The following is a 24,052-nucleotide window of genomic DNA, read 5'->3' as shown; positions in this document are numbered from 1 at the left end:
GCTGCCCGGACGGGGTCCGGGCAGCGTTCAGGTCAGACGGCCTGCGCGAATCCGAGGTCTGCGCTCTCGGCGATATGCGCGAGGTGTGGGGGGATCTCGCGTCCCTTCGACGTCATGGACTGCGCCCAGAGTCGACCGGCGCGATACGACGACCGCACGAGGGGACCCGCCAGAACACCGAGGAACCCGATGCGCTCGGCCTCCTCCTTGAACTCGACGAACTCGGCCGGCTTCACCCAGCGTGAGACCGGGTGGTGGCGGGGTGTCGGTCGCAGGTACTGCGTGATCGTGATGATGTCGCAGCCGGCGTCGTGCAGATCGTTGAGCGCCTGCACGACCTCTTCGGGTTCCTCACCCATCCCGAGGATGAGGTTGGACTTCGTGATCAGTCCGGCGTCCCGGGCCTGGGTCAGGACGTCGAGCGATCGCTCGTAGCGGAACGCCGGCCGGATACGCTTGAAGATGCGGGGCACCGTCTCGACATTGTGCGCGAACACCTCGGGGCGCGCGTCGAAGATCTGCCCCAGGAAGTCCGGGTCGGCGTTGTGCTCGTTGGCGAGCAGCTCCACACCGGTGTTCGGGTTCAGCTCATGGATCTTGCGCACCGTCTCGGCGTTGAGCCAGGCGCCGGTGTCCGGGAGGTCGTCGCGGGCCACGCTCGTGACGGTGGCGTACCGAAGGTTCATCCGGACGACGCTCTCCGCCACCCGGCGAGGCTCGTCGGTGTCGTAGTCGGCGGGCTTGCCCGTGTCGATCTGGCAGAAGTCGCAGCGGCGGGTGCACTGGGAGCCACCGATGAGGAAGGTCGCCTCTCGGTCTTCCCAGCACTCGTAGATGTTCGGGCAGCCCGCCTCCTGGCAGACCGTGTGCAGGTCCTCGCTCTTCACGAGCGAATGCAGCGCCGTGTACTCCGGGCCCATCTTCGCCTTCGTCTTGATCCACTCCGGCTTGCGCTCGATCGGTGTCTCGGCATTGCGGATCTCGAGGCGGAGGAGCTTGCGACCCTCGGGTGCGGCGGTCATGCGAAGGCTCCTGTCAGTTCGGTGGTCGTGTACTCGGCGAGGAAGGCGCGGGTGACGGCGTCGACGAGGTCGAGGGGCGGGACGGCGGACCCCACGACCTCGCTCACCGTAGTGACGCCGGCATCGGTGATGCCGCACGGGATGATGCCGCGGAAGCCGGCCAGCGAGTTGTCGCAGTTGACGGCGAAGCCGTGCATCGTGACCCCCTGCTGCACGCGCACTCCGATCGCCGCCACCTTGTCCTCCGAGAGTGGCCGGCGTACCCAGACCCCGCTGCGGCCCTCGACCTGATAGCCGTCGACGCCGAAGGGGCGCAGCACGTCGATCAGGAGGCGCTCGAGACGGCGCACGTGCGCGACGACATCGATCGGCTCGCGGAGTCGCACGATCGGATAGCCCACGAGCTGCCCCGGCCCGTGCCAGGTGATCTTCCCGCCCCGATCGACGTCGATCACGGGGGTGCCGTCCTGTGGCCGCTCCTGGGGCTCCGTGCGCTTGCCCGCGGTGTAGACGGCCTCGTGCTCGAGGAGGATCAGCGTGTCGGGACGGGTGCCGTCGACGACATCGGCGTGGACGCGACGCTGAAGTTCCCACCCGTCGATGTACGGCACGAACGTCGGAGCGAACCCGGGCGTGAGGATCTCGAGCATCACAGAACCGCCTTCATTGCGTAAATGGACTGAGGACAACAATACCCCTCGGCGAGCGGGGCGGCGCTCTCGACCCGCCCCCGCGATAACGTGAGGACATGAGTTCCACTGGCAGAGCCGGGCGACCCAAGGCGTCGTCGCGGGAGACCCTCGCAGAAGCAGCATGCGAGCTCTTCCTGGAGCGCGGGTACGACGCGACATCTGTGGCGGACATCACGCAGCGCGCGGGCGTCAGCCGGTCCAGCTTCTTCAACTACTTCGCGTCCAAGAGCGACGTGCTGTGGTCGGGCGTCGACGAACGGATCGGACAGGCCATCGCCTCGCTGGAACAGCTCGGCAGGGCGGCGACGGGCGACGCGGTTCACGACATACTGCTGTCGATCGTGCACGATTTCGCACCGGACCCCCTGGCCTTGGCGCTGCGCAATGCCGCAGCGATGGGGGTGGAAGGCGAGCTCATCCGTGACACCGGGCTCCGCCTCGCCCGTCTGTCCGCGGCGGTGTCACGCGCGGCGTCCGCCTCGGGAGTCGACGTCATCCGTGCCGACATCCTCGGGGCGGCACACGCGGCCGCCGTGCTCTCCTCGCTGCGCGTGTGGGCGGAACAGGGAGCCGGACGGGGGACGCCGGAGACGGTCCTGAGGGAAGCCCTGGGAACGATCCACGACCTTCCCTGGTCCTGACTCCCGCGCGGGGCTGAGCGACCGGCCTCGGCTCGCGTAGAATCGGAGCACCATGGCTACATTTGGCACGCTCTCCGATCGGCTCACCGAGACCTTCCGCAATCTGCGCACGAAGGGAAAGCTGACCGCGGCCGACGTCGACGGCACCGTCCGCGAGATCCGACGCGCCCTGCTCGATGCCGACGTCGCGCTCGTCGTCGTCAAGGAGTTCACCGCGAAGGTCCGCGAACGCGCACTCGGCGATGAGGTCAACAAGGCGCTGAACCCCGCGCAGCAGGTCGTCCAGATCGTCAATGAAGAGCTCGTGCAGATCCTCGGCGGAGAGCAGCGCCGTCTGCAGTTCGCGAAGACGGCACCGACGGTGATCATGCTCGCCGGCCTGCAGGGCTCCGGTAAGACCACCTTCGCCGGCAAGCTCGCGAAGCAGCTCGAGGGCGAAGGGCACACGCCTCTGCTCGTCGCCGCCGACCTTCAGCGTCCGAACGCGGTCAACCAGCTTCAGGTCGTCGCGGAGCAGGCCGGTGCGTCGATCTACGCCCCCGAGCCCGGCAACGGCGTCGGAGATCCCGTGAAGGTCTCTCGAGACGGTGTCGACTACGCACGTCGTCAGCAGCACGATGTCGTGATCATCGACACCGCCGGCCGCCTCGGCGTGGACGCCGAGCTCATGAAGCAGGCGGCGGACATCCGCAAGGCTGTCAACCCCGACGAGGTCCTGTTCGTCATCGATGCGATGATCGGTCAGGACGCCGTGAACACCGCCAAGGCGTTCCAGGACGGCGTCGACTTCACCGGAGTCGTGCTCTCCAAGCTCGACGGCGACGCCCGCGGTGGCGCCGCGCTCTCGGTGGCCTCCGTGACCGGCCGGCCGATCATCTTCGCCTCGACCGGTGAGCGACTCGAGGACCTCGAGCCCTTCCACCCCGACCGCATGGCGAGCCGCATCCTCGACCTCGGCGACATCCTCACCCTCATCGAGCAGGCCCAGCAGGCCTTCGATGAGGAAGAGGCCATGAAGATGGCCGAGAAGCTCGCGACCGAGGCCTTCACCCTCGAGGACTTCCTCGACCAGCTTCAGCAGATGAAGAAGATGGGCTCGATGAAGAAGATGCTCGGGATGCTCCCGGGCATGGGCCAGATGAAGCAGCAGCTCGACGACTTCGATGAGCGGGAGATCGACCGCACGGAGGCCATCATCCGCTCGATGACGCCGGGGGAGCGCCGCAACCCCAAGGTACTGAACGGATCGCGCCGTCTGCGCATCGCCAAGGGTTCCGGCATGACCGTCACCGACGTGAACCAGCTCGTGCAGCGCTTCGAGCAGGCCGCGAAGATGATGAAGACGGTGGCGCGCGGCGGCACCCCGAACATCCCCGGTATGGGGCCGGTGCCCGGGATGGGGCGTCCCGGCGCTTCTTCCAAGCGCGGCAAAAAGGGCAAGTCCTCCGGTGGATCGCGTTCAGGCAACCCGGCCAAGCGCGCGGCCGAGAACGCGGGGATCGCATCGTCCGCGACGCCGACCGGCTCCGGATTCGGTTTGGGCGGCGGAGCGGCTCAAGCTCCGAGCGAAGCCGACCTCGCCGAGATCCAGAAGCTCTTCGGCAAGGGCTGACTCCCCTCAGCGCGGCGCCGTGAGAGCATCCGCGGCCGTTGCATGCGGGGCGGGCGCGGCAGTGAGCCGATTGGGCCGCGAGGCCAGCTGCCCCAGCACGAGTGCGCCCAGAGTCAGGACGAGGCCGATGGCCTGGAGGGGGCTGAATCGCTCCCCGGCGACCACGACGCCGAGCGTCGTCGCGACGATGGGGGAGAGCAGCGCGAGGAGCCCCGGCGCGATGACCGGGAGCTGCTGGACGCCGCGGAACCAGAGCGTGTAGGCGACGATCCCGCCCGCCGTCCCGAGCCAGAGATATCCGAGCACGGCGCTCCCGTCGATGGTCTGGGGCACGCCTTCGACGATCAGTGTCAACGGCAGCAGCAGAACCCCTCCCGCGCTGAGCTGCCACCCGGCGTAGGCGACGGGCCCGACGCCAACCGGCCGGCCCCATCGCTTCGTCAGGATCATCCCCGCTCCCGTGGCGGTGACGCCTCCGACAGCGGCGAGGATCCCCCAGAGATCCAGCTCGGCGGCGGGACCCAGGACCACCAGGGCCACTCCGCCAGCGCCGACGACGGCAGCGGCGGCGGCGAGCGGCCGGATCCGTTCCTGCAGCACGAGTGCTCCGAGGACGAGGACGATAAGCGGCTGCGCACCCGCGACCGCGGCTGCGACGCCGCCAGGGAGCCGCTCCGCGGCCAGGAACAGCAGCGGGAAGAAGGCGCCGATGTTGAGCGCTCCCAGGATGAACGACTTTCCCCACCACCCGCCGCGGGGGAGACACCTGCTGATGAGGACTGCCAGGAGCCCCGCGGGGAGGGAGCGGAGGAGCCCGGCGAACAGCGGGTGCCCGGGCGGGAGCAGTTCTGTCGTGACGAGGTAGGTCGTGCCCCATGCGATGGGGGCGAGGGCGGTCAGTAGCACCAGGGGCAGGCGGTTCATGCTTCCAGCCTGCGAGGAACACAGTGATGAGTCCAACGCATGGTTGTCACCGCATACATGAACCGAGATCATGGAAGCATGGAACTTCAACAGCTCCGCTATGTCGTCGAAGTCGCCGAGACGCTGAGCTTCACCCGTGCCGCCGAACGGTGTTTCGTCACCCAATCGGCGTTGAGCCACCAGATCGCGTCACTCGAGCGTGAACTCGGCCGCCGACTGTTCGCACGGTCGAGTCGCCATGTGCGCCTGACAGAGTCAGGTCAGGCGTTCGTCGCACACGCGCGGCGCGCGCTTCGGTCAGCAGACCAGGCGAAGGAGGACGCCGCCGCCGTCGACGGCGTCGTGGAAGGCACGCTGCGAATCGGCGTCATCCCGACGGTGACCGCCATCGACCTCCCCGCGGTGCTCGTCGCCTACCGTGGGGCCTACCCGCTCGTCAGGGTGGAACTGCAGGTCGGGAACAGCGATGTCCTCGCCCGCAGGCTCCGAAACGACGAGCTCGACATCGCGCTGCTCGGACTGCGAGAGGGTGTCGATCCAGAGGGGGTGGAGTCGCGTGTCCTCTCTCGCGATCCCCTCGTCGCCGTCTTCCCTCGCGGGCACGAACTCGCGGATGCGGAGAGCATCGCGCTCGACGATGTCGCGGGGATGACGTTCGCGGACTTCCCGACGGCGACCTCCGGTCGTGCGCAGAGCGACGGGGCGTTCGCCGCTGCGGGCCTGACGCGTGACGTCGCCTTCGAAGCCGACTCCGCGACCCTCATCCTGGGACTCGTGGAGGCAGGGCTGGCAGTGACCCTGCTGGCGCCGGGGACCGTCGATCGCTCCGGTTTCGATGTCGTCACGGTGGAGGTGCGCGGTGGCCCTGTGCGTCTCGAATACCTCGCCTGGGACGCTGCCGCGCCACGGAACGTCGCACGCGCGTTCATCGCCGTGACCGAAGTCGCGCACTCGGCGTGACCACCTCCCGGCGGAATCGACCGTCGGCCAGCCTGCGTTAGTCTGAGTCCGTTTGAGTCCGCGCCGAAGAAGTCCTTCGGCCGGTGATCGCCGGGGGAGAGTACCGCATGGGGTTCCTGAATTTCGGTAAGAAGTCGAACGCAGCACAGCCTGATGCGGATCTCGAAGACCTCACGGTCCCGCAGGCCACCCTGCTGCGCACTCTGTTCGCGGAGAAGTGGCCTACGACAGCAGGGGCGATCACCGTGCACGGCGACTACGCCGAGGGGGACTCCGGCGCGCAGTACGGGCTGTACAACCTCGCGCGCGCCGTGAAGCTCGAACCGGAGTCGAACTGGCCGGAGGCTGTCGAGCGTCACATCTCCGGTCTGCTGAGCCGTCAGGCCGCCCCTCGCGACGAAGATCTCTCCGATGATCAGGTCCTGTCCCTCGTGAAAGCACGTCTCATCCCGTCGTCGTATCTCCCGGAGAGCCACCGTGCGGCGTACACGTACCGGCGCACGATCGTGAGCGGCCTCGAAGCGATCCTCATGCTCGATCACCCCGAGACCACGACCGCCGTCCCTGACGCGATCGTCGGCCGGTTCGATGCCGGACAGCTGTGGGCCACGGCCCTCGCGGCAGTTTCGGCGGAGCCGATCGAAGAGGTGCACACCGTCGACGTCGGCAACGGCGCGTTCCGGGCGATCGTGTCGGACTCCATGTTCACCGCGAGCCGGGTGCTCGACTTCCCGGCCCTCCTGGCCGCAGCCGGTATCTCATCGGCTCCGCACGGCGTCCTGTTCGCCGTGCCCTCACGTCATCATGTCGCGTTCCATGTGATCACCGGACCGGAGGCGATCTATGTCGTGCAGGACATGCACGGATTCGCTCAGCAGATGTTCGGACAGGGCGCCGGCGAGATCGCGACGGATGTCTTCTACTGGAGCGACTCCGGCTACGAGCAGGTGACGTCGAGCGACGAGAGCGGACGCGTCTCGGTCGACGGTACCGGCGCCTTCTTCGCGTCGATCAACGGGTTCTGACGGTTCAGCGGGCCGCTGCCGCGGAGACGACGAAGCGGGTCCGGAGTTGGACTCCGGACCCGCTTCGCTGTCACGTCAGATCACTTCACGTCGTCGTCGACCCAGTCCATCGACTTGGTGATCGCCTTGCGCCACAGGCGGAGCTGGCGGTCGCGCTCGGCCTCCTCCATGGACGGCTCCCAGCGCTTGTCCTCCTGCCAGTTGGCAGAGAGGTCGTCGAGACCGTTCCAGAATCCGACCGCGAGTCCGGCCGCGTAGGCCGCACCGAGCGCCGTGGTCTCCGCGACCACCGGGCGAACGACCGGCACGCCGAGGACGTCTGCCTGGAACTGCATGAGCGCATCATTCGCCACCATGCCGCCGTCGACCTTGAGCTCGGTGAGATCCACGCCGGCGTCCGCGTTCACGGCATCCAGCACGTCACGCGTCTGGAAGGCGACCGCTTCTAGAGCTGCGCGAGCGATGTGGTTCTTGTTCGCGTACCGGGTGAGTCCGACGATCGCGCCTCGGGCGTCGGGACGCCAGTACGGAGCGAACAGACCGGAGAACGCCGGCACGATGTAGACCCCGCCGTTGTCCTCGACCTTGTCGGCCAACTCCTCGACCTCGGGTGCCGAGGAGATGATGCCGAGCTGGTCGCGCAGCCACTGGATCAGCGATCCGGTGACGGCGATCGAGCCTTCGAGGGCGTAATGCGTGGGCTGGTCGCCCAGCTTGTAGCCGACGGTGGTGAGCAGCCCGTTCTTCGAGTGGACGATCTCCTCGCCCGTGTTGAAGATCAGGAAGCAGCCCGTTCCGTATGTGTTCTTGCTCTCGCCCTTCTGGAACGCCGCCTGACCGAACGTCGCCGCCTGCTGGTCGCCCAGGATGCCGGCGATCGGGGTCTCGCGAAGCAGCGAGGAGTCCTCCGCCGCGCCGTAGACCTCCGAGGACGAGCGGATCTCCGGCATCATCGACCGCGGCACACCGAAGGCCTCGAGGATGTCGTCGCGCCATTCGAGCGTCTCGAGGTCCATGAACATCGTGCGCGAGGCGTTGGTCACGTCGGTGACGTGCACTCCACCGTCGACGCCACCGGTGAGGTTCCAGAGAACCCAGCTGTCGGTCGTGCCGAAGATCAGGTCGCCGGCTTCCGCCTTCTCACGGGCACCATCGACGTTCTCCAGGATCCAGGCGATCTTGGTACCCGAGAAGTACGTGGCCAGGGGCAGACCGACGATCGGCTTGAACCGCTCGACGCCGCCGTCAGCAGCCAGTCGGTCCACGATCGCCTGGGTACGCGTGTCCTGCCACACGATCGCGTTGTAGGCGGGCTTTCCCGTGGTCTTGTCCCAGACCACCGCGGTTTCGCGCTGGTTGGTGATGCCCACTGCGGCGATGTCGTGGCGGGTGAGGTCGGCGCGGCTCAGAGCCAGGCCGATGACCTCCTGGACGTTGCGCCAGATCTCGGAGGCGTCGTGCTCGACCCAGCCGGCCTTCGGCAGGATCTGCTCGTGCTCTTTCTGGCCCGTCGCGATGATGCTGCCCTTCTTGTCGAAGATGATCGCGCGGCTCGAAGTGGTTCCCTGGTCGATGGCGAGGATGTAGTCAGCCATTGTGTTCTCCTTTGAATTCAGGTCGTTCAGGCGAGGTGCAGCAGGACGGGCGCTGCAGCGGCGGCGATCGCACCACCGATGAGCGGACCGACCACCGGGACCCACGAGTAGGACCAGTCGCTGGAGCCCTTGCCCTTGATCGGGAGGATCGCGTGAGCGATACGCGGGCCGAGGTCACGCGCCGGGTTGATCGCGTAGCCGGTCGGGCCACCGAGGGAGGCGCCGATCGCGACCACGAGGAGTGCCACGGGGAGCGCGGTGAGCGGTCCGAGGCCGCCGGGGGTGCCGACCTCGATGTCGCCGTAGTCGGCGAACGCGAAGATCACGAACACGAGCACAAAGGTACCGATGATCTCGGTGACGAGGTTCCAGCCGTACGAGCGGATCGCGGGCCCGGTCGAGAACACGCCGAGCTTGTTGGCCGGGTCGGGCTCCTCATCGAAGTGCTGCTTGTATGCGAGCCACGTGACGATGGCACCGAGGATCGCTCCGACGAGTTCAGCGGCCGTGGCCGTCAGGAACATCACGAAGCTGATCTTGCCCGCGAGCAGCAGGCCGATGCCGACGGCCGGGTTGAGGATCGCACCGGAGTAGGCGGAGACGAGCACACCGGCGAAGACCGCGAGGCCCCATCCCCAGTTGACCATCAGGAAGCCGCCGCCGAAGCCCTTGTTCTTCGCGAGGGCCACGTTGGCGACGACACCACATCCGAGCAGCACGAGCATCGCTGTGCCGACCAGCTCGGAGAGGAAGTAGAGACCGAGATTCACATCAGCCATGTCTTCTTTGACCTTTCTTGTGTGTCGGGGCCCCTCTGCCCCGACACGTTATGGGAGTTGCGCCGCGAGGAGGGCGGCAGTCCGAGACCCCGTCAGCCGCGGGTGCGGGACGGGATATCGAGTCCGTGTCGTTCGTTCAGCAGCTGGCGCGTCTGCTCGAGCTCGGCGTCGTGACGCGAGCGATCCCAGCCGAGCATCGGCGCGAGCGCGTCGGCGATCTCGTCGAGGACCTCGGCATCGGCGCCACCGGTGAACGCGATGCTGGTGCGACGCAGGACGACATCCTCGAGGCGCGCCACCATCTCGTTCTGCACCATCCACTCGAGTTCGCGCGTGGAGAGGGCGCCGCCGGCAAGCGGAGCGTCCGTTCCCTGCTCGACGTACTCCCAGACCTGGGCGGCCCGGGTGCCGTAGCGGGCGAGCAGCTGATCGGCGCGGGCACCGGCGCCGGGAAGGTTCTCCTGGATCCAGATGCGCTTGGCCTTCTCGGTGCGCGGGAACTCCCGGCCGCCGCCGATCGCGCGTCCCGCGGTGGAGACGGTCCTGGTGCGGTCGATGAGGCCGAGCACGACGTCGGAGAGCGATTCGCCGAGCGCGCGGAACGTCGTCCACTTTCCGCCGACGAGGCTCACGAGGGGGACTGCGCCCTTATCGTCGACTTCGATGCGATAGTCGCGGGAGACGAATCCGGGAGCGGTATCCTCATGGCGCGGCAGCGGACGGATACCAGAGAACTTGTACACGATCTGGTCGCGTGCCACGGGGATCGTCGGGAAGACGTGGTGGATCAGGTCGAAGAAGTAGTCGACCTCCTCCTCGGTGCACACCGGCACCTCGCGCGGGTCGGCGTCGATGTCGGTGGTGCCGACCAGGACGCGTCCCTTGAGCGGGTAGATGAGCACGATGCGGCCGTCGGAGTGCTCGAAGAAGATCTCCCGCCCCCGCGTCGCCTCGAGCAGCTCTGGGTGATCCAGCACGATGTGCGAGCCCTTGGTGCCGCCCATGAAGCGGGTGTCCGTGCCCAGCGCGTCATTGGTGAGGTCGGTCCAGGGGCCGGAGGCATTGACGACCACGTCAGCCTGCACAGTGAACTCCGTGCCGCTCTCGCGGTCGCGGAGGACGACCTTGTCGCCGTCGCGGGCGATGGCCTCGACGTAGTTGAGAGCGTGCGCTCCCGGGTGCGCCGTGCGTCCGTCCTGCAGCACGTCGAGCGCGAGGCGCTCCGGGTCGTGCATCGAGGCGTCGTAGTACGTGGCGGTGTACTTGATCTTCGGGTCGAGCGAGGGAAGCTCGGCGAGAGACTTGTTGCGGCCGAGGAACCGATGGCGAGGCACCATCCCTCCGTCACGGGAGAAGGTGTCGTAGATCGTGAGGCCGACCTTGATCAGGAACGCGCCCCGTTCCTGGGGCTTTCCGCTCTTGTGCGTGAGGAAGCGCAGGGGAGCGGAGAGGATGCCCGAGAATGTCGAGTAGATCGGGATGGTCGTCTGCAGCGGCTTGACGTAGTGCGGGGCGATCTTGAGCAGGCCGTTGCGCTCCTCGACGGACTCGCGCACGAGCCGGAACTCACCGTTCTCGAGGTAGCGGATCCCGCCGTGGATCATGTGGCTCGATGCGGAGGATGCGCCGGAGGCGAAGTCCCCTCGCTCGACGAGCACGACATCGACGCCCTGCAGAGCCAGGTCGCGGAACGTGGAGATGCCGTTGATCCCCCCGCCGATGACGAGGACGCTGGTGCGTCCGGATTCACGGACGGCGCGAATCTCCGCGCGCTCCGCTGACGAGTGTGTCGAATCGATCATCGTCGACCCTCTCTTCCTTACTTGCCAACCAGCATCGACCTGTGTGACATCCCGCGCAAGCCCACTGCACATATGTGCAAGGATCGAGGGCGAGGAGGTCATCATGGCCGGTGCAAGCGCGGAATCCCGCGACAGCAAGCTGATCGCGGCGCTCACCGCCGCGCAGCTCTACTACATGCAGGACAAGACGATGGAAGTCATCGCGAAAGAGCTCGGCACCTCCCGGTCCTCCGTCTCGCGGCTGCTGAGCTTCGCGCGGGAGAGCGGCCTGGTCGACATCCGGATCAACTCCCCGCTCGAACGCCTCGGCATGCTCGAGCATCGGATTCGCGACAGGCATCGGGTGGCGGCGCACGTCGTGCCGATGCCGGAGATCCTCAGCGAGGTCGAACGTCTCGAGCGCGTTGCGCTCACCGCCGGACGGCTGCTGTCGCAGTTCGTCGACTCGAACATGGTGATCGGCGTCGCATGGGGCTCGACCATCAGTGCGGTGAGTCGCGGGCTCACGCAGAAGGAGACGCACAACACGACCTTCGTGCAGCTCAACGGGGCCGGGAACACGCAGACGACCGGCGTGGAGTACTCCAGTGACATCCTGCAACGGTTCGGCAGCGCCTTCGGTGCACAGGTCCAGCAGTTCCCCGTTCCCGCGTTCTTCGATGACCCTGCCACCCGCGAGGCCATGTGGCGTGAGCGCAGCACTCGTCGTGTGCTCGATCTGCAGGCGAAGATGGACGTCGCCGTGTTCAGCCTCGGCTCGCCGGCCGCCGAGGTTCCGAGTCGGGTCTACGTCGGGGGCTATCTCGGACGCGATGACTATCGCAGCCTTCGGGAGGACCATGCCATCGGCGACGTCGCGACGGTTTTCTTCCGGTCCGACGGGTCCTGGCGCGACATCCGTGTGAATGCCAGAGCCACAGGTCCCGGCCTCGACCGTCTGCGTCGCGTCCCGCGTCGCGTGTGTGTCGTCTCGGGAATCCCGAAGCTGGTGAGTCTCCGCGCGGCCCTGGCCGCTGGCCTGATCACGGATGTCGTCCTGGACGAAGGGCTCGCGAGGCGCCTCGTCGAGGACTGAGCTCGCTGCCCTCGACCGCTAGGGCTCGTCGGTGGAGGACTCCGGCCCGGAGCGGAACTCGCGGATCAGGTGGTGCACCACCGCTGAGAGGTCGCCCCCCGCGGCATCCGCCACCGCGAGTTGTCGCGCGTAGCTTGCGCCTCCCTCCAGGATCGTGGCGATGCCGCCGAACTCGCGACCGCAGCCGAGCTCGACGGCTGTCGGGGTGAGGGCTTCGAGCGTCTCCGTCAGATGCTCGCGCACCGGGCGCTGCGTGCCGTCGGCGTCGACGATCACGCGGGCCTCCAGCCCGTAGCGCGCGGCGCGCCACTTGTTCTCGCGGTGGAACCAGGCGGGAAGCTCCGGAAGTGCTTTCCCCTCGTCGAGCTGTCGTGAGAAGTCCTCGACGAGCACCTGGACGAGCGCCGCGACCGATGCAAGTTCCGGCAGGGTGGAGAGCCCGTCGCACGCGCGGACCTCGATGGTGCCCCAGCGCGGAGCGGGACGGATATCCCAGCGCACCTCGGTCGCGTCGGCCATGACACCCGTGCGCACCATGTCATCGAGGTAGGACTCGTACTGCGACCAGTCGTGCAGCGGCCACGGCAGGCCGGCGGTGGGAAGCTGCTGGAACACGAGTGCGCGGTTGGAGGCATATCCGGTGCGTTCTCCCGCCCAGAACGGGCTCGACGCCGCCAGCGACTGCAGGTGCGGGAGGAACCCGGCGAGAGCGTTGATGATGGGGAAGACCTTGCGCTGGTCCTCGACGCCGATGTGCACGTGGATTCCCCAGATCATCATGTTGCGTCCCCACCACTGGGTGCGCTCGATCAGGGTGTGGTAGCGCGACTTGTCCGTCACCTGTTGGTCGTACCACTGCGCGAAGGGGTGGCTTCCGGCCGAGAGCAGCTCGACACCCGCCGGATCGGTCGCGGCCCGCACCGCGCTGATGGCGTTCGCGATGTCGTCGACCGCATGAGCCACGGAATCGCCGATACCGCTCGTGACCTCGATCGTGTTGGTGAGCAGTTCGCCGGTGACCGTATGACGCTCATCGGCGCTCTCGGCCTCGAGCGCGGCGAGAAGTTCGGGGGCGCGACCGACGAGGTCACCGCTCGCGGGGTCCGCGAGCATGATCTCCCATTCGAGGCCGACGGTGGACCGGGCGGATGAGGCGAACTCGAGCTTCACCCGCACAGTCTGGCACGCGAGGCATGCGACACGGCAACGGCGGTTTCGCCACGTTTCGCGCCTGGCGCGCGCATCTGGCAGAATAGAGGGCTGGACCACCTGCTCGACCCTCTATCCGGCAGGTGTCCACACTCATTTGAGCTTCCGCCGGGTGTGCACCCCACTCTCCAGGCGACCGGTTCGTTTCCTTCCACACAATTCAGGAGAATCGTGGCTGTCAAGATTCGTCTCAAGCGCCTGGGCAAGATCCGTGCGCCGTACTACCGCATCGTCGTCGCCGACTCGAAGACCAAGCGCGATGGTCGCGTGATCGAGGAGATCGGCAAGTACCACCCCACCGAGGAGCCCTCGTTCATCGAGGTCGACTCCGAGCGGGCGCAGTACTGGCTCTCCGTCGGCGCGCAGCCGACCGAGCAGGTCGCCGCCATCCTCAAGATCACGGGCGACTGGGGCAAGTTCAAGGGCGACAAGGACGCGAAGTCCACGCTCAAGGTCGCCGAGCCGAAGGTCCCCTTCGAGATCGACGCGTCCAAGAAGTCCGTCGTCAAGCCCAAGGTCGAGAAGAAGGCCGAGGCTCCCGCTGAGGAGGCTCCCGCCGCGGCCGACGCGGAGGCCGCTGAGGCTCCCGTAGCAGACGCAGAGTAATCCGTCGTGCTCGCCGCCGCGCTCGAACACATCGTCAAGGGGATCGTCGATCACCCGGAGGATGTTCGCATCAACGAATCCACGTCGCCGCGAGGCGACCTCCTCGAGGTGCGCGTGCACCCCGATGACCGTGGACGCGTGATCGGGCGCGGCGGCCGCACTGCGAAGGCCCTTCGCACCCTCGTCAGCGCACTCGCTGACGGGCGTCGGGTCCGCGTCGATGTCGCGGACGACTGACGTGGTGCCGAAGGACCGCAATCAGGGCAAGAACCAGCTGCGTGTCGGACGCCTCGTCAAGGCGCACGGACTCAAGGGTGGGCTCAAGCTCGAGCTGTACACGGACAACCCCGAGGGTCGTTTCACCCCCGGTGCCGGATTCACCTTGCAGGTGCCCGAGGCATCTCCGTGGCACGGCAAGCAGGTCACGGTGCGCGAGTACCGCGTGATGAACGGCAATCCCGTCGTCTTCTTCGAAGACGTCGACGACCGTGACGCCGCCGACAGCCTCGTCAGGGCGATCCTGTGGATCGACCAGGACGCCGACGAGGTCGAGGACGACGCATGGTTCGACCATCAGCTCGTCGGACTCGATGTCGTCCGAGACGACACGGTCATCGGGCGGGTCATACGGGTTGAGCACTTCCCGGCACAGGATCTCCTCATCGTCAAGGCCGGCGAAGACGAGGTCATGGTTCCGTTCGTCGCCGCCATCGTCCCGACCGTCGATGTGCAGGAGGGCCGCGTCATCGTGACGCCGCCGCCGGGACTCTTCGAAGAGATCGCAGAGATCGCGGACGCCGAGCCGCAGGTCGCCCCGGACGCCGACGCGTCCGAGTGACCGCTGATACGGTTCCTCCGTGCGCATCGACGTCCTCTCCATCTTCCCGTCCTACTTCGACGGCCTGACGCTGTCCCTGCTCGGCAAGGCGCAGAGCACGGGTCTCATCGACCTGCATGTGCGAGACCTGCGCGACTGGACCTCGGATCGTCACCGGACGGTGGACGACACGCCGTACGGCGGCGGCGCCGGCATGGTCATGAAGCCGGAGCCCTGGGGGCTCGCGCTCGACGAGATCGCCGGTTCCTCCGACACCGAGGACGGGCAGCGACCGACCATCATCTTCCCGTCGCCGGCGGGGGAGGTCTTCACCCAGAAGACCGCACGTGAGTTGGCGACCCGTGAGCATCTCGTCTTCGGCTGCGGTCGTTACGAGGGCATCGACGAGCGCGTGTTCGAGTTCGCCGCCGATCTCGGCGAGGTCCGGTTGATCAGCCTCGGCGACTACGTCCTCAATGGGGGCGAGGTCGCGACCATGGCGATGATCGAGGCGATCGGCCGACTCATCCCCGGTGTCGTCGGCAACCCCGAGAGCCTCGTCGAGGAGTCGCACGAGGACGGACTGCTGGAGTATCCGTCCTACACGAAGCCCGCGTCATGGCGTGAGCGTGCCGTGCCGGACGTTCTGCTCAGCGGCAATCATGCCGCGATCGCCGCCTGGCGTCGCGAGCAGCAGTTCGTGCGGACCCGAACCCGTCGACCCGACCTGCTTGCGGAGGGCGAGACCGCGTCCTCGTGATCGACGGGCAGATCTGAATCCCGTCGGGCCCGGCGTCAACATCCGCCTCAGAGAATCCGCTCGGACCGGCGTTCGATATCGAAGACCACACCGTGCGGATGCCGCAGACCGAGCGCACTCGATGCGTCCAGTCCTCGCAACTCCGCGCGCAGCATGCGTCCGATCATCTCGTGGCTCACGAGCAGGGGGACGCCCTCGGCCGCCCACCCGCAGTTGCTGAGCGCCTTCCGCGCCCGAGACCTGGCCTGCGCGTAGCTCTCCCCGCCCGGGAATGCCCAGCCATAGCGGTTGGCGGCACGTTCCTCTCTGGCGGTCGGGTAGACCTCGTCGATCTCTTCCCATGTCATCCCGGCGAGCTCACCGTGGTCGAGCTCTGCGAGCTCCGGCACCTCGATCAGTTCCGCTCCGATCCGATCGGCGATGATGATCGCCGTCCGCATCGCTCTGCCGAGAGGGCTGGTGCACACGGTGAGCACGTGAGCGCCCACGAGTCTGTCCGCGATCGCGTGGGCGTGGGCGACACCGGCCTCTGTCAGTGGAGAGTCGAGCTGGCCTTGGAGTCGGTGCTCGACGTTCCACACGGTCTGCCCGTGCCGAGCGAGGAGCACACGCTCCGGCACATGACGGTCCTGCGGAATCATGGATTCAGAATGGCATACGCCGCAGTTCCCGGACCCGCGGGTTGTGAGATGAGCCTTGGTAGCGTCGAGTCATGCCTGAACATGCGCTCGCAAGGTCGTTCGAGATCATCGGTGACGACTACGACAGATACCGCTCCGGATTCCCGGAGGCAGCGGCGGCCATGATCGTTCCGACAACCGTCGACGTCGGGCTGGACCTGGGTGCCGGGACCGGCAAGTTCACCGAACTGCTCGTCGATCGTGCGCGGCGCACGGTGGCCGTGGAGCCGTCGGAGCGCATGCTGCAGGTGCTGCGAGTCAAACTCCCCGACGTGGAAGCTCAGATCGGAGCAGCGGAGCGGATTCCGCTCGGGGATGCGTCAGTGGACGTCGTCACGGTTGCCCAGGCCTTCCACTGGTTCGATCGTGACGCGGCCTGCGACGAGATCGCTCGCGTGCTGGTCCCCCGAGGGGCGCTCGGGCTGCTCTGGAATCGCTCCGATCCGACGTGCACCTGGGACCGGGCTTGTCACCGCATCGCTCATCCGGCGGTGTCCGAGGCCGACGCGACGACCGACGGTGCGGCTGAGGAGCTTCCCCATTTCGAACTCGTCCGCCGGGAGGAGATCCATTGGGCCGAGCGCATCTCGCGCGACCACTATCTTCGTCGATGGGCGACGGTGAGCAGCCTGCTCGTCGCCGAGGAGTCGACGCGTGCGCGGATGCTGGGGGAGATCGGGGCGGTGCTCGACAGTTCAGCGGACACGCGTGGAAGAGAGATGCTCGACCTTCCGCAGGTCACGGACGTCTACGTCTACCGCCGCGCCTGAGAGACCGGCCGCACTCGATCAGTCGACGCCGAGGAACGACCGGTCCGTGAGGATGAGGGGTCCGTCCTCGGTGATGGCGATCGTGTGCTCCGAGTGTGCGCCGCGGGAGCCGTCGACGCTGCGCAGAGTCCATCCATCCGGGTCCGTGACCAGTTCGTCGGTCGTCGCAAGGAACCAGGGCTCCAGTGCGAGTACCAGGCCCGCACGCAGGGGGAAGCCCCGTCCGGCGCGGCCGTCGTTCGGGACATGCGGATCCCCGTGCATCGTGCGCCCCACGCCGTGTCCGCCGAAGTCGGTGTTGATCGAGTAGCCGTCTCCGTGGGCAACGGCAGCGACAGCTGAGGAGATGTCGCCGATGCGGTTACCGACCGTCGCGGCGTCGATCGCTGCCACCAAGGCGCGCTCGGTGGTGTCGATGAGTCGGAGGTCTTCTTCGCGCGCGGTCCCGACGACGAACGAGACTGCGGAGTCCGCGACCCATCCGTCGACGGAGACGGCGAAGTCGAGGGTGACGAGGTCGCCGTCGCGCAACGTGTAGTCGTGGGGGAGCCCGTGCAGGACGGCGTCGTTGACCGAGGTGCAGATGACCTTGCCGAACGGGCTCGCACCGAACGAGGGGTGGTAGTCGATGTAGCAGGACTCGGCTCCGGCTTTGCGGATCAGGTCGTGTGCGCGTCGATCGATCGAGAGGAGATTGGTCCCGACCTTCGTCTCGTCGCGCAGCGTCGCCAGGGTCTCAGCCACGAAGCGCCCTGCGGCGCGCATCTCATCGATCTCGGCGGGGGTGCGCAGTTCGATCATCGGGTGTCCTCTCGTCATCTCCATTCTCCCTGATCCCGCACCGGCGGATCCCCGACCGCTCTCAGCGAACACCGGGACACGCGGGGACGCAGCGACGTACGATCTGAGCATGTGGTTGCGACAGGCCTTCTTCCGCTGGCTCCTTCCGGCGGCGTTCCTGCTGCCGCTCTGGCTGCTGATCGGGTGGGGAGTCTTCCAAGGCGGCTGGTCGATCCTCTGGGTGCTGCTCATTGCGATGCCGTCCGTCTTCCTGGGCCAGCTCCTGCTGATGCTGCTCACGCGTTCACGGCCGTCCGTCCGCATCGAGCGTGCCGTCTCCTGGTGGGACGTGGCGGGGTTCACCGTGTGGAACGGGCTCACGATCGCCGTCGGATTCTTCATCGACGGGGCGTTCCCCTGGTTGCTCACCGGTGCGATCGTGGCGGGGATCGCCCTGATCTGGTTGCAGCTGTGGCAGCTGTGGAACGAGGCGAAGGGAAGCGGTACCCGACTGCGCGAGACCATCACGTGGTCCACGATCCCGACGGTCGATGAGCCGGCACCGCCGACGCGCGCGCACGAGGTCATCGTGGTGCGGGAGACCGATTCCCGCGACTGACGTCGTCGTTTTGGCCGGGCGCCGTATCCGTGGCAGAATGAATGTTTGTGCTGTGACCGGCTCTGCCACAGGGGAGCCCGCGGACGCGTCTGCTCCGTACAGCTCACTCCTTTTCTTGTTCCTTTGAATACATGCATGCGACCTGTGGCGGGTGCAGAGAGAGACGATCATGCAGATCCTCGACGCCGTCGACGCGGCTTCCCTCCGTTCGGACATCCCGGACTTCTTCCCCGGTGACACCGTCAAGGTGCACGTCAACATCACCGAGGGCAGCCGCTCTCGTATCCAGGTCTTCCAGGGCGTCGTCATCGGTCGCCAGGGCGACAGCGTGCGCGAGACCTTCACGGTCCGCAAGATCAGCTTCCAGGTCGGCGTCGAGCGTACCTTCCCGGTGCACTCCCCGGTGATCGACCACATCGAGGTCGTCACCCGCGGTGACGTGCGTCGCGCGAAGCTCTACTACCTCCGCCAGCTGCGCGGCAAGAAGGCGAAGATCAAGGAGAAGCGCGACCGCTGAGTCGCAGCATCTCCACAGCACCCCGGGACACGATGTCCCGGGGTGCTTTGTTCTCCCACCGGTGTGCGAACCTAGATACCGTCGCCGCACGACGGTGCATGATCGTGAAGGAACCTGATGACCGAATCCCCGTCCGCGCCCACGTCCAGACGTCGTCGCGGGTTCCTCGTATTCCTTCGCGACGTCCTCGTGATCGTCGTGATCGCCGCGCTGGTCTCGTTCGTGGTGAAGACCTTCGTCGTGCGTTCGTTCTACATCCCCTCCGCATCGATGGAACGTACCCTGTTGATCAACGACCGCATCCTGGTCGATGAGCTCACGCCGCGATGGACCGACTACGAGCGAGGTGACGTGGTCGTCTTCAAGGATCCGGGCGGGTGGCTCGACGGTCAGCCGCAGACCCCCGCACAGCCGCCGCTGGTCGAGGCCGTCGACTGGGTGCTGAACTTCGTGGGCATCTCCGCGACGGACTCGCAGGACCACCTCGTCAAGCGTGTGATCGGTCTGCCGGGCGATCATGTGGTGTGCTGCAACGCGCTCGGCCAGATCACGATCAACGGCGCGCCCATCGACGAGCTCAGCTACCTCAATCTGCCTCCCGGGGACACGGCCGCGTCCAACGAGCCCTTCGATGTCGTGGTCCCGGAGGATTCCGTCTGGCTGCTCGGAGACAACCGCGATCGCTCGCGTGACGCCCGTGCGCACCAGGATCTCCCCAGTGGCGGATTCGTGCCGATGGAGAACATCGTGGGAAAGGCGTTCCTCACGACGTGGCCGTTGAACAGGCTGGGACCGATCGACGGGCACCACGAGATCTTCAACGGCGTCCCGGATCCGGAATGACCGTCGTCGCACCGAAACTCACTCTCGAGAGGCGCCTCCTCGGTGAGTGCGAGGTGATCATCTCGCTCGACGAGGTCGGCCGAGGGGCACTCGCGGGTCCTGTCGCCGTGGGCGCGGCCGCGATGAATGCCGCAGGCGCGCGTCGGCGCGTGCCGGAAGGCCTCCGCGACTCCAAGCTCGTGACGGAGAAGCGCAGACCTGAAGTCGCAGCACGCGCCGCCGCATGGGTGCAGGCGTCGGCCGTCGGGTGGGCGAGTGCGGAGGAGGTCGACGAGGTCGGCATCATGCGGGCGCTCGGTCTCGCCGCGTCGCGTGCGGTGCAGGCCGTCGCGGATCAGGGGGTCGCGCTCGACGACGCGCTCGTCCTGCTCGACGGCAACCATGACTATGTTTCGAGGGCGCATCCGGTGCCGCTCCACGTGCGCCCGGTGATCAAAGCCGACCGGGACTGCGCATCCGTCTCCGCGGCGTCCGTGATCGCGAAGGTCGCGCGGGACCAGCACATGGCGGAGCTCCACGAGATGTATCCCGCGTATCAGTGGAACCGCAACAAGGGCTATGCCAGCCTCGAGCATCGCGACGCGATCCGCGCCATCGGGCTCTCCCGCTACCACCGCGCGTCGTGGGCGATCGCCGACGTTCCCACCCTTTTCTGAGCCGACCGCGGCGCGCACGGCCGACCGCTGGATGACGCGCCCCGGTGTCCGCGACTCTAGGATGGACACATCATGGATGAGGAAGCCTTCGACGACTACGACCGCGAGCTCGAGCTGGCACTGTTCCGGGAGTACCGGGATGTGGTGTCGCAGTTCCAGTACGTCGTCGAGACCGAGCGGCGGTTCTACCTGGCGAACGAGGTCAACGTCGTCCGTCGTGACACCGAGCATGATTTCTATTTCGAGATCTCGATGACCGACGTCTGGGTGTGGGACATCTACCGAGCCGACCGCTTCGTGAAGGCCGTGCGCGTGCTGACGTTCAAGGACGTCAACGTCGAGGAACTGCAGCGCCGGGAGTTCGAGCTCCCCCAGGAGCTCTCGCTCGACGGCGAGTGACGGCGCCTCTCGACGAAGCATCTCGGGGAGCTCTTTCGGCGCGTTGCGGATCTCGGTGTTCCTGCACCCCGCGCTGCGAGTTCGAGTTCTCCCCGACCACCGGGGTTGTGCGCCGGCGCCGGCCACGTGCGATCCGCATGCGCGTGAAGCTGGCCGTATGGCAGCGAAGGACGAGCTCGGAAGAGCAGGGGAAGAGCGGGCCGCACAGCATCTGAGGCGTCGCGGGTACACCGTGCTCGCCAGGAACTGGCGGTGCGCGCAGGGAGAGATCGATATCGTCGCCGTGCGCGACCACCACCTCGCGGTGGTTGAGGTCAAGACGAGACGGACCGCCGTTTACGGGCACCCGTTCGAGGCCATCGACGCTCGCAAGCGACGTCGGCTCTGGCAGCTCGCTCAGGCATGGGCGACGGAGAATCCGGAGGAGGCGCGAGGGCGCGTCCTCCGGCTCGAAGCGATCGGCATCATCGGGTCCGATCCGGCCTCCGGCTCGCTCGAGCACCTCGTGGACATCGCGTGACGACCTCGCGCACCTGGGCGGTCGCGCTCACCGGCGTCGATGGGCATCTCGTCGAGGTCGAAGCCGACATGTCGAACCAGACACCGGAGTTCCGGATCATCGGGCTCCCCGACAAGTCCCTCGGCGAAGCCGTCCAGCGCGTGCACAACGCCTGCAAGAACGCCGGGCTGGATCTTCCACGGCGACGGCTCACGGTGAATCTGTCGCCGGCGAGCCTCCCCAAGCACGGCGCCGGGTTCGACCTGGGGATTGCCATGGCCTGCCTCGCTGCAGGCGGTGTCATCTCACCGCGGTCGATCTCGGCGACGGTCCACATCGGCGAGCTGGGTCTCGACGGCAGGATCCGGCCGGTGCTCGGGGTTCTGCCGGCGGTGTTCGCAGCGGCACGCGCCGGATTCGAATCGGTGATCGTGCCACGGGGAAACGAAGCCGAGGCACGTCTGGTACCGGGTGTCGATGTGCGCGCAGCCGCTTCACTCGCAGAGGTCGCGGTCTGGCACGGTGCCGATGTCGAAGTGCCCGATGTGGAGGCGGTCGTGCTGGCATCGACTCAGAGCGGACCACGTGACACGCTCGACCTCGCCGATGTCGTCGGTCAGGAGGATGCCGTGGAAGCGTTGATCGTCGCCGCTGCCGGCGGTCATCATCTGCTGTTGAGCGGACCTCCAGGCGCGGGTAAGACGATGCTCGCGCGCAGGCTTCCGGGCATCATGCCGTCCCTCACGGAGCAGGAGGCACTAGAGGTCGCGTCGGTGCGATCACTCAGCGGAGAGCCCGTCGCAGCGCTCGATGTGCTCCCGCCGATCGAGGCGCCGCATCACAGCGCGTCTGTCGCATCGCTGGTCGGAGGGGGCTCGCGCACGGCGCGACCGGGAGCGATCGCACGTGCCCACCGCGGTGTGCTGTTCCTGGACGAGGCTGCCGAGTTCTCCCGGGTCGCACTCGATGCGCTCCGACAGCCGCTCGAATCCGGGGCGATCGAGGTGCATCGGGCGGGATTCACCGCCACGTTTCCCGCGAGATTCCAGCTGCTGCTCGCGATGAATCCCTGTCCGTGCGGGAACCACGGTGTCCGCGGCGCGGAGTGCGTCTGCCCACCCATGTCGATCAGGCGATACTCCACGCGCTTGTCCGGACCGCTTCGCGACCGTCTCGACATCGATCTGCAGGTGAGTCGTGTCGCGGCATCGCGAGCGATGGGCGATCATTCTCCATCGATGACGACGGCGCAGGCTCGAGAACGCGTCGCTGCGGCCCGAGAGCGAGCTGCCCATCGGTGGATGAGTATGCGGTGGCGACGCAATGCAGAAGCGCCGGGGACCAGTCTGCGTCAGGGGGCACTCCGACTGGCTCCTGCGGTGCGCGCTCCACTCGATCGAGCCCTCGAGCGCGGCGCCCTCACGCTCCGTGGGTACGATCGCGTTCTGCGTGTGGCTTGGACGATGGCAGATCTGGCGGAGCTCGATCGTCCCGGGATCGATGAGGTCGGACGGGCGCTGCATCTCCGAAGGGGGCTCCCGCGATGATGGATGTCCTCCTCGCTGATTCCGAGATCCTCGCCCTCGCCCGCACCCTCCATCCCGGTGATGAGCTGGCCGATTGCGTCGCGCGTGTCGCCTGGTCTGTGATCGCCGAGCCCGGCGATGCGGTGGCCGGATCGTTGATCGAATCGCTCGGTGCAGCGGATGCGCTTTCTCTCGCTGTGGGAGATTCGTCGTCGCTTCTCCCTCCGGGCGGTGCCAGCGCTACGGCGACGCGCGCACTGGTCGACGGTCGAGCCCGCTGGCGCCCACGCGCCGATCCTCGGGCGGTCATGGCCGCGCTGCGCGGAGGTGTCGCCGTGCGAACGCAGCTCGTGATCCCGGGAGATGCCGCATGGCCCCGCGGTCTCACGGATCTCGGCCCCCACGCCCCGAGCGTGCTGTGGGTGCGCGGCCGCGTGGAGTTGCTCGGCCGCGAGCCCCGAGTCTCGATCGTCGGGGCTCGAGCCTGCAGCGGGTACGGCGAGCACGTGGCGACCGAACTGGCGGGTGACCTCGCGGCCACCGGCGCCGTGATCGTCTCCGGTGGTGCGTACGGGATCGATGGGGCCGCGCATCGTGCCGCACTCGGCGTTCAGGGCGCCACGATCGCGATCCTCGCCGGCGGCGTGGACCGCGCATATCCTGCCGGCCATCAGAGTCTCCTGCGTCAGATCGCGGAACGAGGGGCTCTCGTGAGTGAGCCGCCGTGTGGGACGGCGCCCACCAAGTGGCGATTCCTCGCTCGAAACCGTTTGATCGCGGCGCTCGGCCATGCGACGGTCGTCGTCGAGGCGGGGTGGAGAAGTGGATCGCTGAACACCGCGGGCCACGCGGCCTCGCTCGGTCGCCCACTCGGCGCCGTGCCCGGTGCAGTGACGTCTGCGTCGTCGGCGGGGTGTCATCGTCTGCTCCGCGAGTACGACGCACACTGTGTGACCTCCGCGCAGGAGGTGAGGGAGTTGTACGGCGCGATCGACGAAAGAGTCGAGGAAGACGCGTCAGAGCGGGACTCGAGCCACAGCCGCGTGCTCGATGCGTTGGGTACCCGGACGCGTCTGTCCATAGAAGAGGTGGCGCGTCGCTCCGGCCTGTCTCCTGATCGGGTTCGGGCCGTACTCGGGCTCCTTCATCTCGAGGGCGACGTCGCGCACGACGACGGAGGGTGGCATCGTCAGCGCCCCGCGAGAGCATCGACTTCCCGTGCACGATGAACGGCGAGGCTGCCG

27 protein-coding genes are annotated in these 24,052 nt (G+C 67.3%); 18 read left to right on the top strand and 9 right to left on the bottom strand.

Features of this window, described 5'->3' with window-relative positions:
- Positions 1-32: 32 nt before the first annotated feature.
- Together lipA and lipB are read right to left on the bottom strand one after the other, a co-directional pair.
- Complete coding sequence (lipA, locus tag MST3598_RS09485) at positions 33-1,022, bottom strand: lipoyl synthase (protein ID WP_029259097.1); 990 nt, start codon at positions 1,020-1,022, stop codon at positions 33-35.
- On the bottom strand, positions 1,019-1,672 hold the full coding sequence (gene lipB, locus MST3598_RS09480; protein WP_029259098.1) for a lipoyl(octanoyl) transferase LipB: 654 nt from the start codon (positions 1,670-1,672) through the stop codon (positions 1,019-1,021). The genes lipA and lipB overlap by 4 nt, the downstream gene beginning before the upstream one ends.
- Before the next feature lie 98 nt (positions 1,673-1,770).
- On the opposite strand from lipB, the gene MST3598_RS09475 reads away from it, so the two are divergent.
- Together MST3598_RS09475 and ffh are read left to right on the top strand one after the other, a co-directional pair.
- Complete coding sequence (locus MST3598_RS09475) at positions 1,771-2,355, top strand: TetR/AcrR family transcriptional regulator (protein ID WP_029259099.1); 585 nt, start codon at positions 1,771-1,773, stop codon at positions 2,353-2,355.
- Between the two features lie 52 nt (positions 2,356-2,407).
- Complete coding sequence (gene ffh, locus MST3598_RS09470) at positions 2,408-3,967, top strand: signal recognition particle protein (RefSeq protein ID WP_021200451.1); 1,560 nt, start codon at positions 2,408-2,410, stop codon at positions 3,965-3,967.
- Between the two features lie 6 nt (positions 3,968-3,973).
- On the opposite strand, the gene MST3598_RS09465 is transcribed toward ffh, so the two are convergent.
- Positions 3,974-4,891 carry an EamA family transporter gene (locus tag MST3598_RS09465; RefSeq protein WP_029259101.1) on the bottom strand — a complete coding sequence of 306 codons (918 nt, stop codon included), beginning with the start codon at positions 4,889-4,891 and terminating at the stop codon, positions 3,974-3,976.
- Positions 4,892-4,969: 78 nt separating this feature from the next.
- Here MST3598_RS09465 and MST3598_RS09460 point away from each other — a divergent pair, with 78 nt between their 5' ends.
- Entirely contained in the window at positions 4,970-5,851 is an 882-nt protein-coding gene (locus MST3598_RS09460) for a LysR family transcriptional regulator (protein ID WP_029259102.1), read from the top strand.
- Between the two features lie 107 nt (positions 5,852-5,958).
- Positions 5,959-6,876, top strand: coding sequence for a hypothetical protein (locus MST3598_RS09455; protein ID WP_136053528.1), 918 nt, complete (start codon positions 5,959-5,961; stop codon positions 6,874-6,876).
- 80 nt (positions 6,877-6,956) lie between these two features.
- Here the strand turns inward: MST3598_RS09455 and glpK are convergent, their stop codons facing one another.
- The 3 genes from glpK to MST3598_RS09440 all read right to left on the bottom strand — a co-directional run bounded on the left by glpK (position 6,957) and on the right by MST3598_RS09440 (position 11,052).
- Positions 6,957-8,471, bottom strand: coding sequence for a glycerol kinase GlpK (gene glpK / locus MST3598_RS09450; RefSeq protein ID WP_021200455.1), 1,515 nt, complete (start codon positions 8,469-8,471; stop codon positions 6,957-6,959).
- Between the two features lie 26 nt (positions 8,472-8,497).
- Entirely contained in the window at positions 8,498-9,250 is a 753-nt protein-coding gene (locus tag MST3598_RS09445; protein ID WP_021200456.1) for an MIP/aquaporin family protein, read from the bottom strand.
- Between the two features lie 92 nt (positions 9,251-9,342).
- Positions 9,343-11,052: a glycerol-3-phosphate dehydrogenase/oxidase gene (locus MST3598_RS09440; protein WP_029259105.1), complete on the bottom strand. Its 1,710-nt coding sequence runs from the start codon at positions 11,050-11,052 to the stop codon at positions 9,343-9,345.
- A 103-nt stretch (positions 11,053-11,155) separates the two neighbouring features.
- Here MST3598_RS09440 and MST3598_RS09435 point away from each other — a divergent pair, with 103 nt between their 5' ends.
- Positions 11,156-12,127: a sugar-binding transcriptional regulator gene (locus MST3598_RS09435; RefSeq protein ID WP_021200458.1), complete on the top strand. Its 972-nt coding sequence runs from the start codon at positions 11,156-11,158 to the stop codon at positions 12,125-12,127.
- An 18-nt stretch (positions 12,128-12,145) separates the two neighbouring features.
- On the opposite strand, the gene MST3598_RS09430 is transcribed toward MST3598_RS09435, so the two are convergent.
- Positions 12,146-13,297 (bottom strand): glutamate--cysteine ligase, encoded by a 1,152-nt coding sequence (locus tag MST3598_RS09430; protein ID WP_096359544.1) that lies wholly within the window; start codon positions 13,295-13,297, stop codon positions 12,146-12,148.
- A 210-nt stretch (positions 13,298-13,507) separates the two neighbouring features.
- Between MST3598_RS09430 and rpsP the strand changes: the two genes are divergently transcribed.
- From rpsP to trmD, 4 genes are read left to right on the top strand one after another with little or no spacing between them, the layout of a single operon-like run.
- Positions 13,508-13,942 (top strand): 30S ribosomal protein S16, encoded by a 435-nt coding sequence (rpsP, locus tag MST3598_RS09425; RefSeq protein WP_029259107.1) that lies wholly within the window; start codon positions 13,508-13,510, stop codon positions 13,940-13,942.
- A gap of 6 nt (positions 13,943-13,948) precedes the next feature.
- Positions 13,949-14,179, top strand: a complete 231-nt coding sequence (locus MST3598_RS09420) for an RNA-binding protein (RefSeq protein ID WP_017830729.1) — start codon at positions 13,949-13,951, stop codon at positions 14,177-14,179.
- Positions 14,163-14,780: a ribosome maturation factor RimM gene (gene rimM, locus MST3598_RS09415; protein ID WP_051671000.1), complete on the top strand. Its 618-nt coding sequence runs from the start codon at positions 14,163-14,165 to the stop codon at positions 14,778-14,780. The genes MST3598_RS09420 and rimM overlap by 17 nt, the downstream gene beginning before the upstream one ends.
- Before the next feature lie 19 nt (positions 14,781-14,799).
- Positions 14,800-15,519: a tRNA (guanosine(37)-N1)-methyltransferase TrmD gene (gene trmD, locus MST3598_RS09410; RefSeq protein ID WP_029259109.1), complete on the top strand. Its 720-nt coding sequence runs from the start codon at positions 14,800-14,802 to the stop codon at positions 15,517-15,519.
- Between the two features lie 47 nt (positions 15,520-15,566).
- On the opposite strand, the gene MST3598_RS09405 is transcribed toward trmD, so the two are convergent.
- Positions 15,567-16,160: a histidine phosphatase family protein gene (locus tag MST3598_RS09405; RefSeq protein ID WP_021200463.1), complete on the bottom strand. Its 594-nt coding sequence runs from the start codon at positions 16,158-16,160 to the stop codon at positions 15,567-15,569.
- 71 nt (positions 16,161-16,231) lie between these two features.
- Between MST3598_RS09405 and MST3598_RS09400 the strand changes: the two genes are divergently transcribed.
- Positions 16,232-16,969, top strand: a complete 738-nt coding sequence (locus MST3598_RS09400) for a class I SAM-dependent methyltransferase (protein WP_051671002.1) — start codon at positions 16,232-16,234, stop codon at positions 16,967-16,969.
- Positions 16,970-16,987: 18 nt separating this feature from the next.
- Here MST3598_RS09400 and map read toward each other — a convergent pair whose 3' ends face one another.
- Entirely contained in the window at positions 16,988-17,770 is a 783-nt protein-coding gene (map, locus tag MST3598_RS09395; protein WP_029259112.1) for a type I methionyl aminopeptidase, read from the bottom strand.
- 109 nt (positions 17,771-17,879) lie between these two features.
- Here map and MST3598_RS09390 point away from each other — a divergent pair, with 109 nt between their 5' ends.
- The 8 genes from MST3598_RS09390 (at position 17,880) to dprA (ending at position 24,037) form a co-directional block, all read left to right on the top strand.
- Entirely contained in the window at positions 17,880-18,368 is a 489-nt protein-coding gene (locus tag MST3598_RS09390) for a hypothetical protein (RefSeq protein WP_029259113.1), read from the top strand.
- 169 nt (positions 18,369-18,537) lie between these two features.
- Positions 18,538-18,885, top strand: coding sequence for a 50S ribosomal protein L19 (gene rplS, locus MST3598_RS09385; protein ID WP_017830722.1), 348 nt, complete (start codon positions 18,538-18,540; stop codon positions 18,883-18,885).
- Positions 18,886-19,002: 117 nt separating this feature from the next.
- A complete protein-coding gene (lepB, locus tag MST3598_RS09380; RefSeq protein ID WP_021200473.1) occupies positions 19,003-19,728 on the top strand; it encodes a signal peptidase I in 726 nt (241 codons plus the stop codon).
- Positions 19,725-20,384, top strand: coding sequence for a ribonuclease HII (locus MST3598_RS09375; RefSeq protein ID WP_029259114.1), 660 nt, complete (start codon positions 19,725-19,727; stop codon positions 20,382-20,384). The genes lepB and MST3598_RS09375 overlap by 4 nt, the downstream gene beginning before the upstream one ends.
- Positions 20,385-20,456: 72 nt before the next feature.
- The gene (locus MST3598_RS09370; RefSeq protein ID WP_017830719.1) at positions 20,457-20,783 is read left to right on the top strand and encodes a DUF2469 family protein; all 327 of its coding nucleotides are present in this window, start codon (positions 20,457-20,459) and stop codon (positions 20,781-20,783) included.
- 157 nt (positions 20,784-20,940) lie between these two features.
- Complete coding sequence (locus tag MST3598_RS09365; protein ID WP_021200475.1) at positions 20,941-21,303, top strand: YraN family protein; 363 nt, start codon at positions 20,941-20,943, stop codon at positions 21,301-21,303.
- Complete coding sequence (locus MST3598_RS09360) at positions 21,300-22,829, top strand: YifB family Mg chelatase-like AAA ATPase (protein ID WP_096359542.1); 1,530 nt, start codon at positions 21,300-21,302, stop codon at positions 22,827-22,829. Before MST3598_RS09365 ends, MST3598_RS09360 begins: the two co-directional genes overlap by 4 nt.
- Positions 22,826-24,037 (top strand): DNA-processing protein DprA, encoded by a 1,212-nt coding sequence (gene dprA / locus MST3598_RS09355; RefSeq protein WP_051671020.1) that lies wholly within the window; start codon positions 22,826-22,828, stop codon positions 24,035-24,037. Before MST3598_RS09360 ends, dprA begins: the two co-directional genes overlap by 4 nt.
- Positions 24,038-24,052 lie beyond the last annotated feature (15 nt).

The sequence above is a fragment of the Microbacterium sp. TPU 3598 genome (genome assembly GCF_002356155.1).
In the GTDB taxonomy this organism is placed as follows: domain Bacteria; phylum Actinomycetota; class Actinomycetes; order Actinomycetales; family Microbacteriaceae; genus Microbacterium; species Microbacterium maritypicum_A.
Note: the sequence above shows the minus strand (reverse complement) of the source record. Positions and strands in the feature narration are given on the sequence as shown.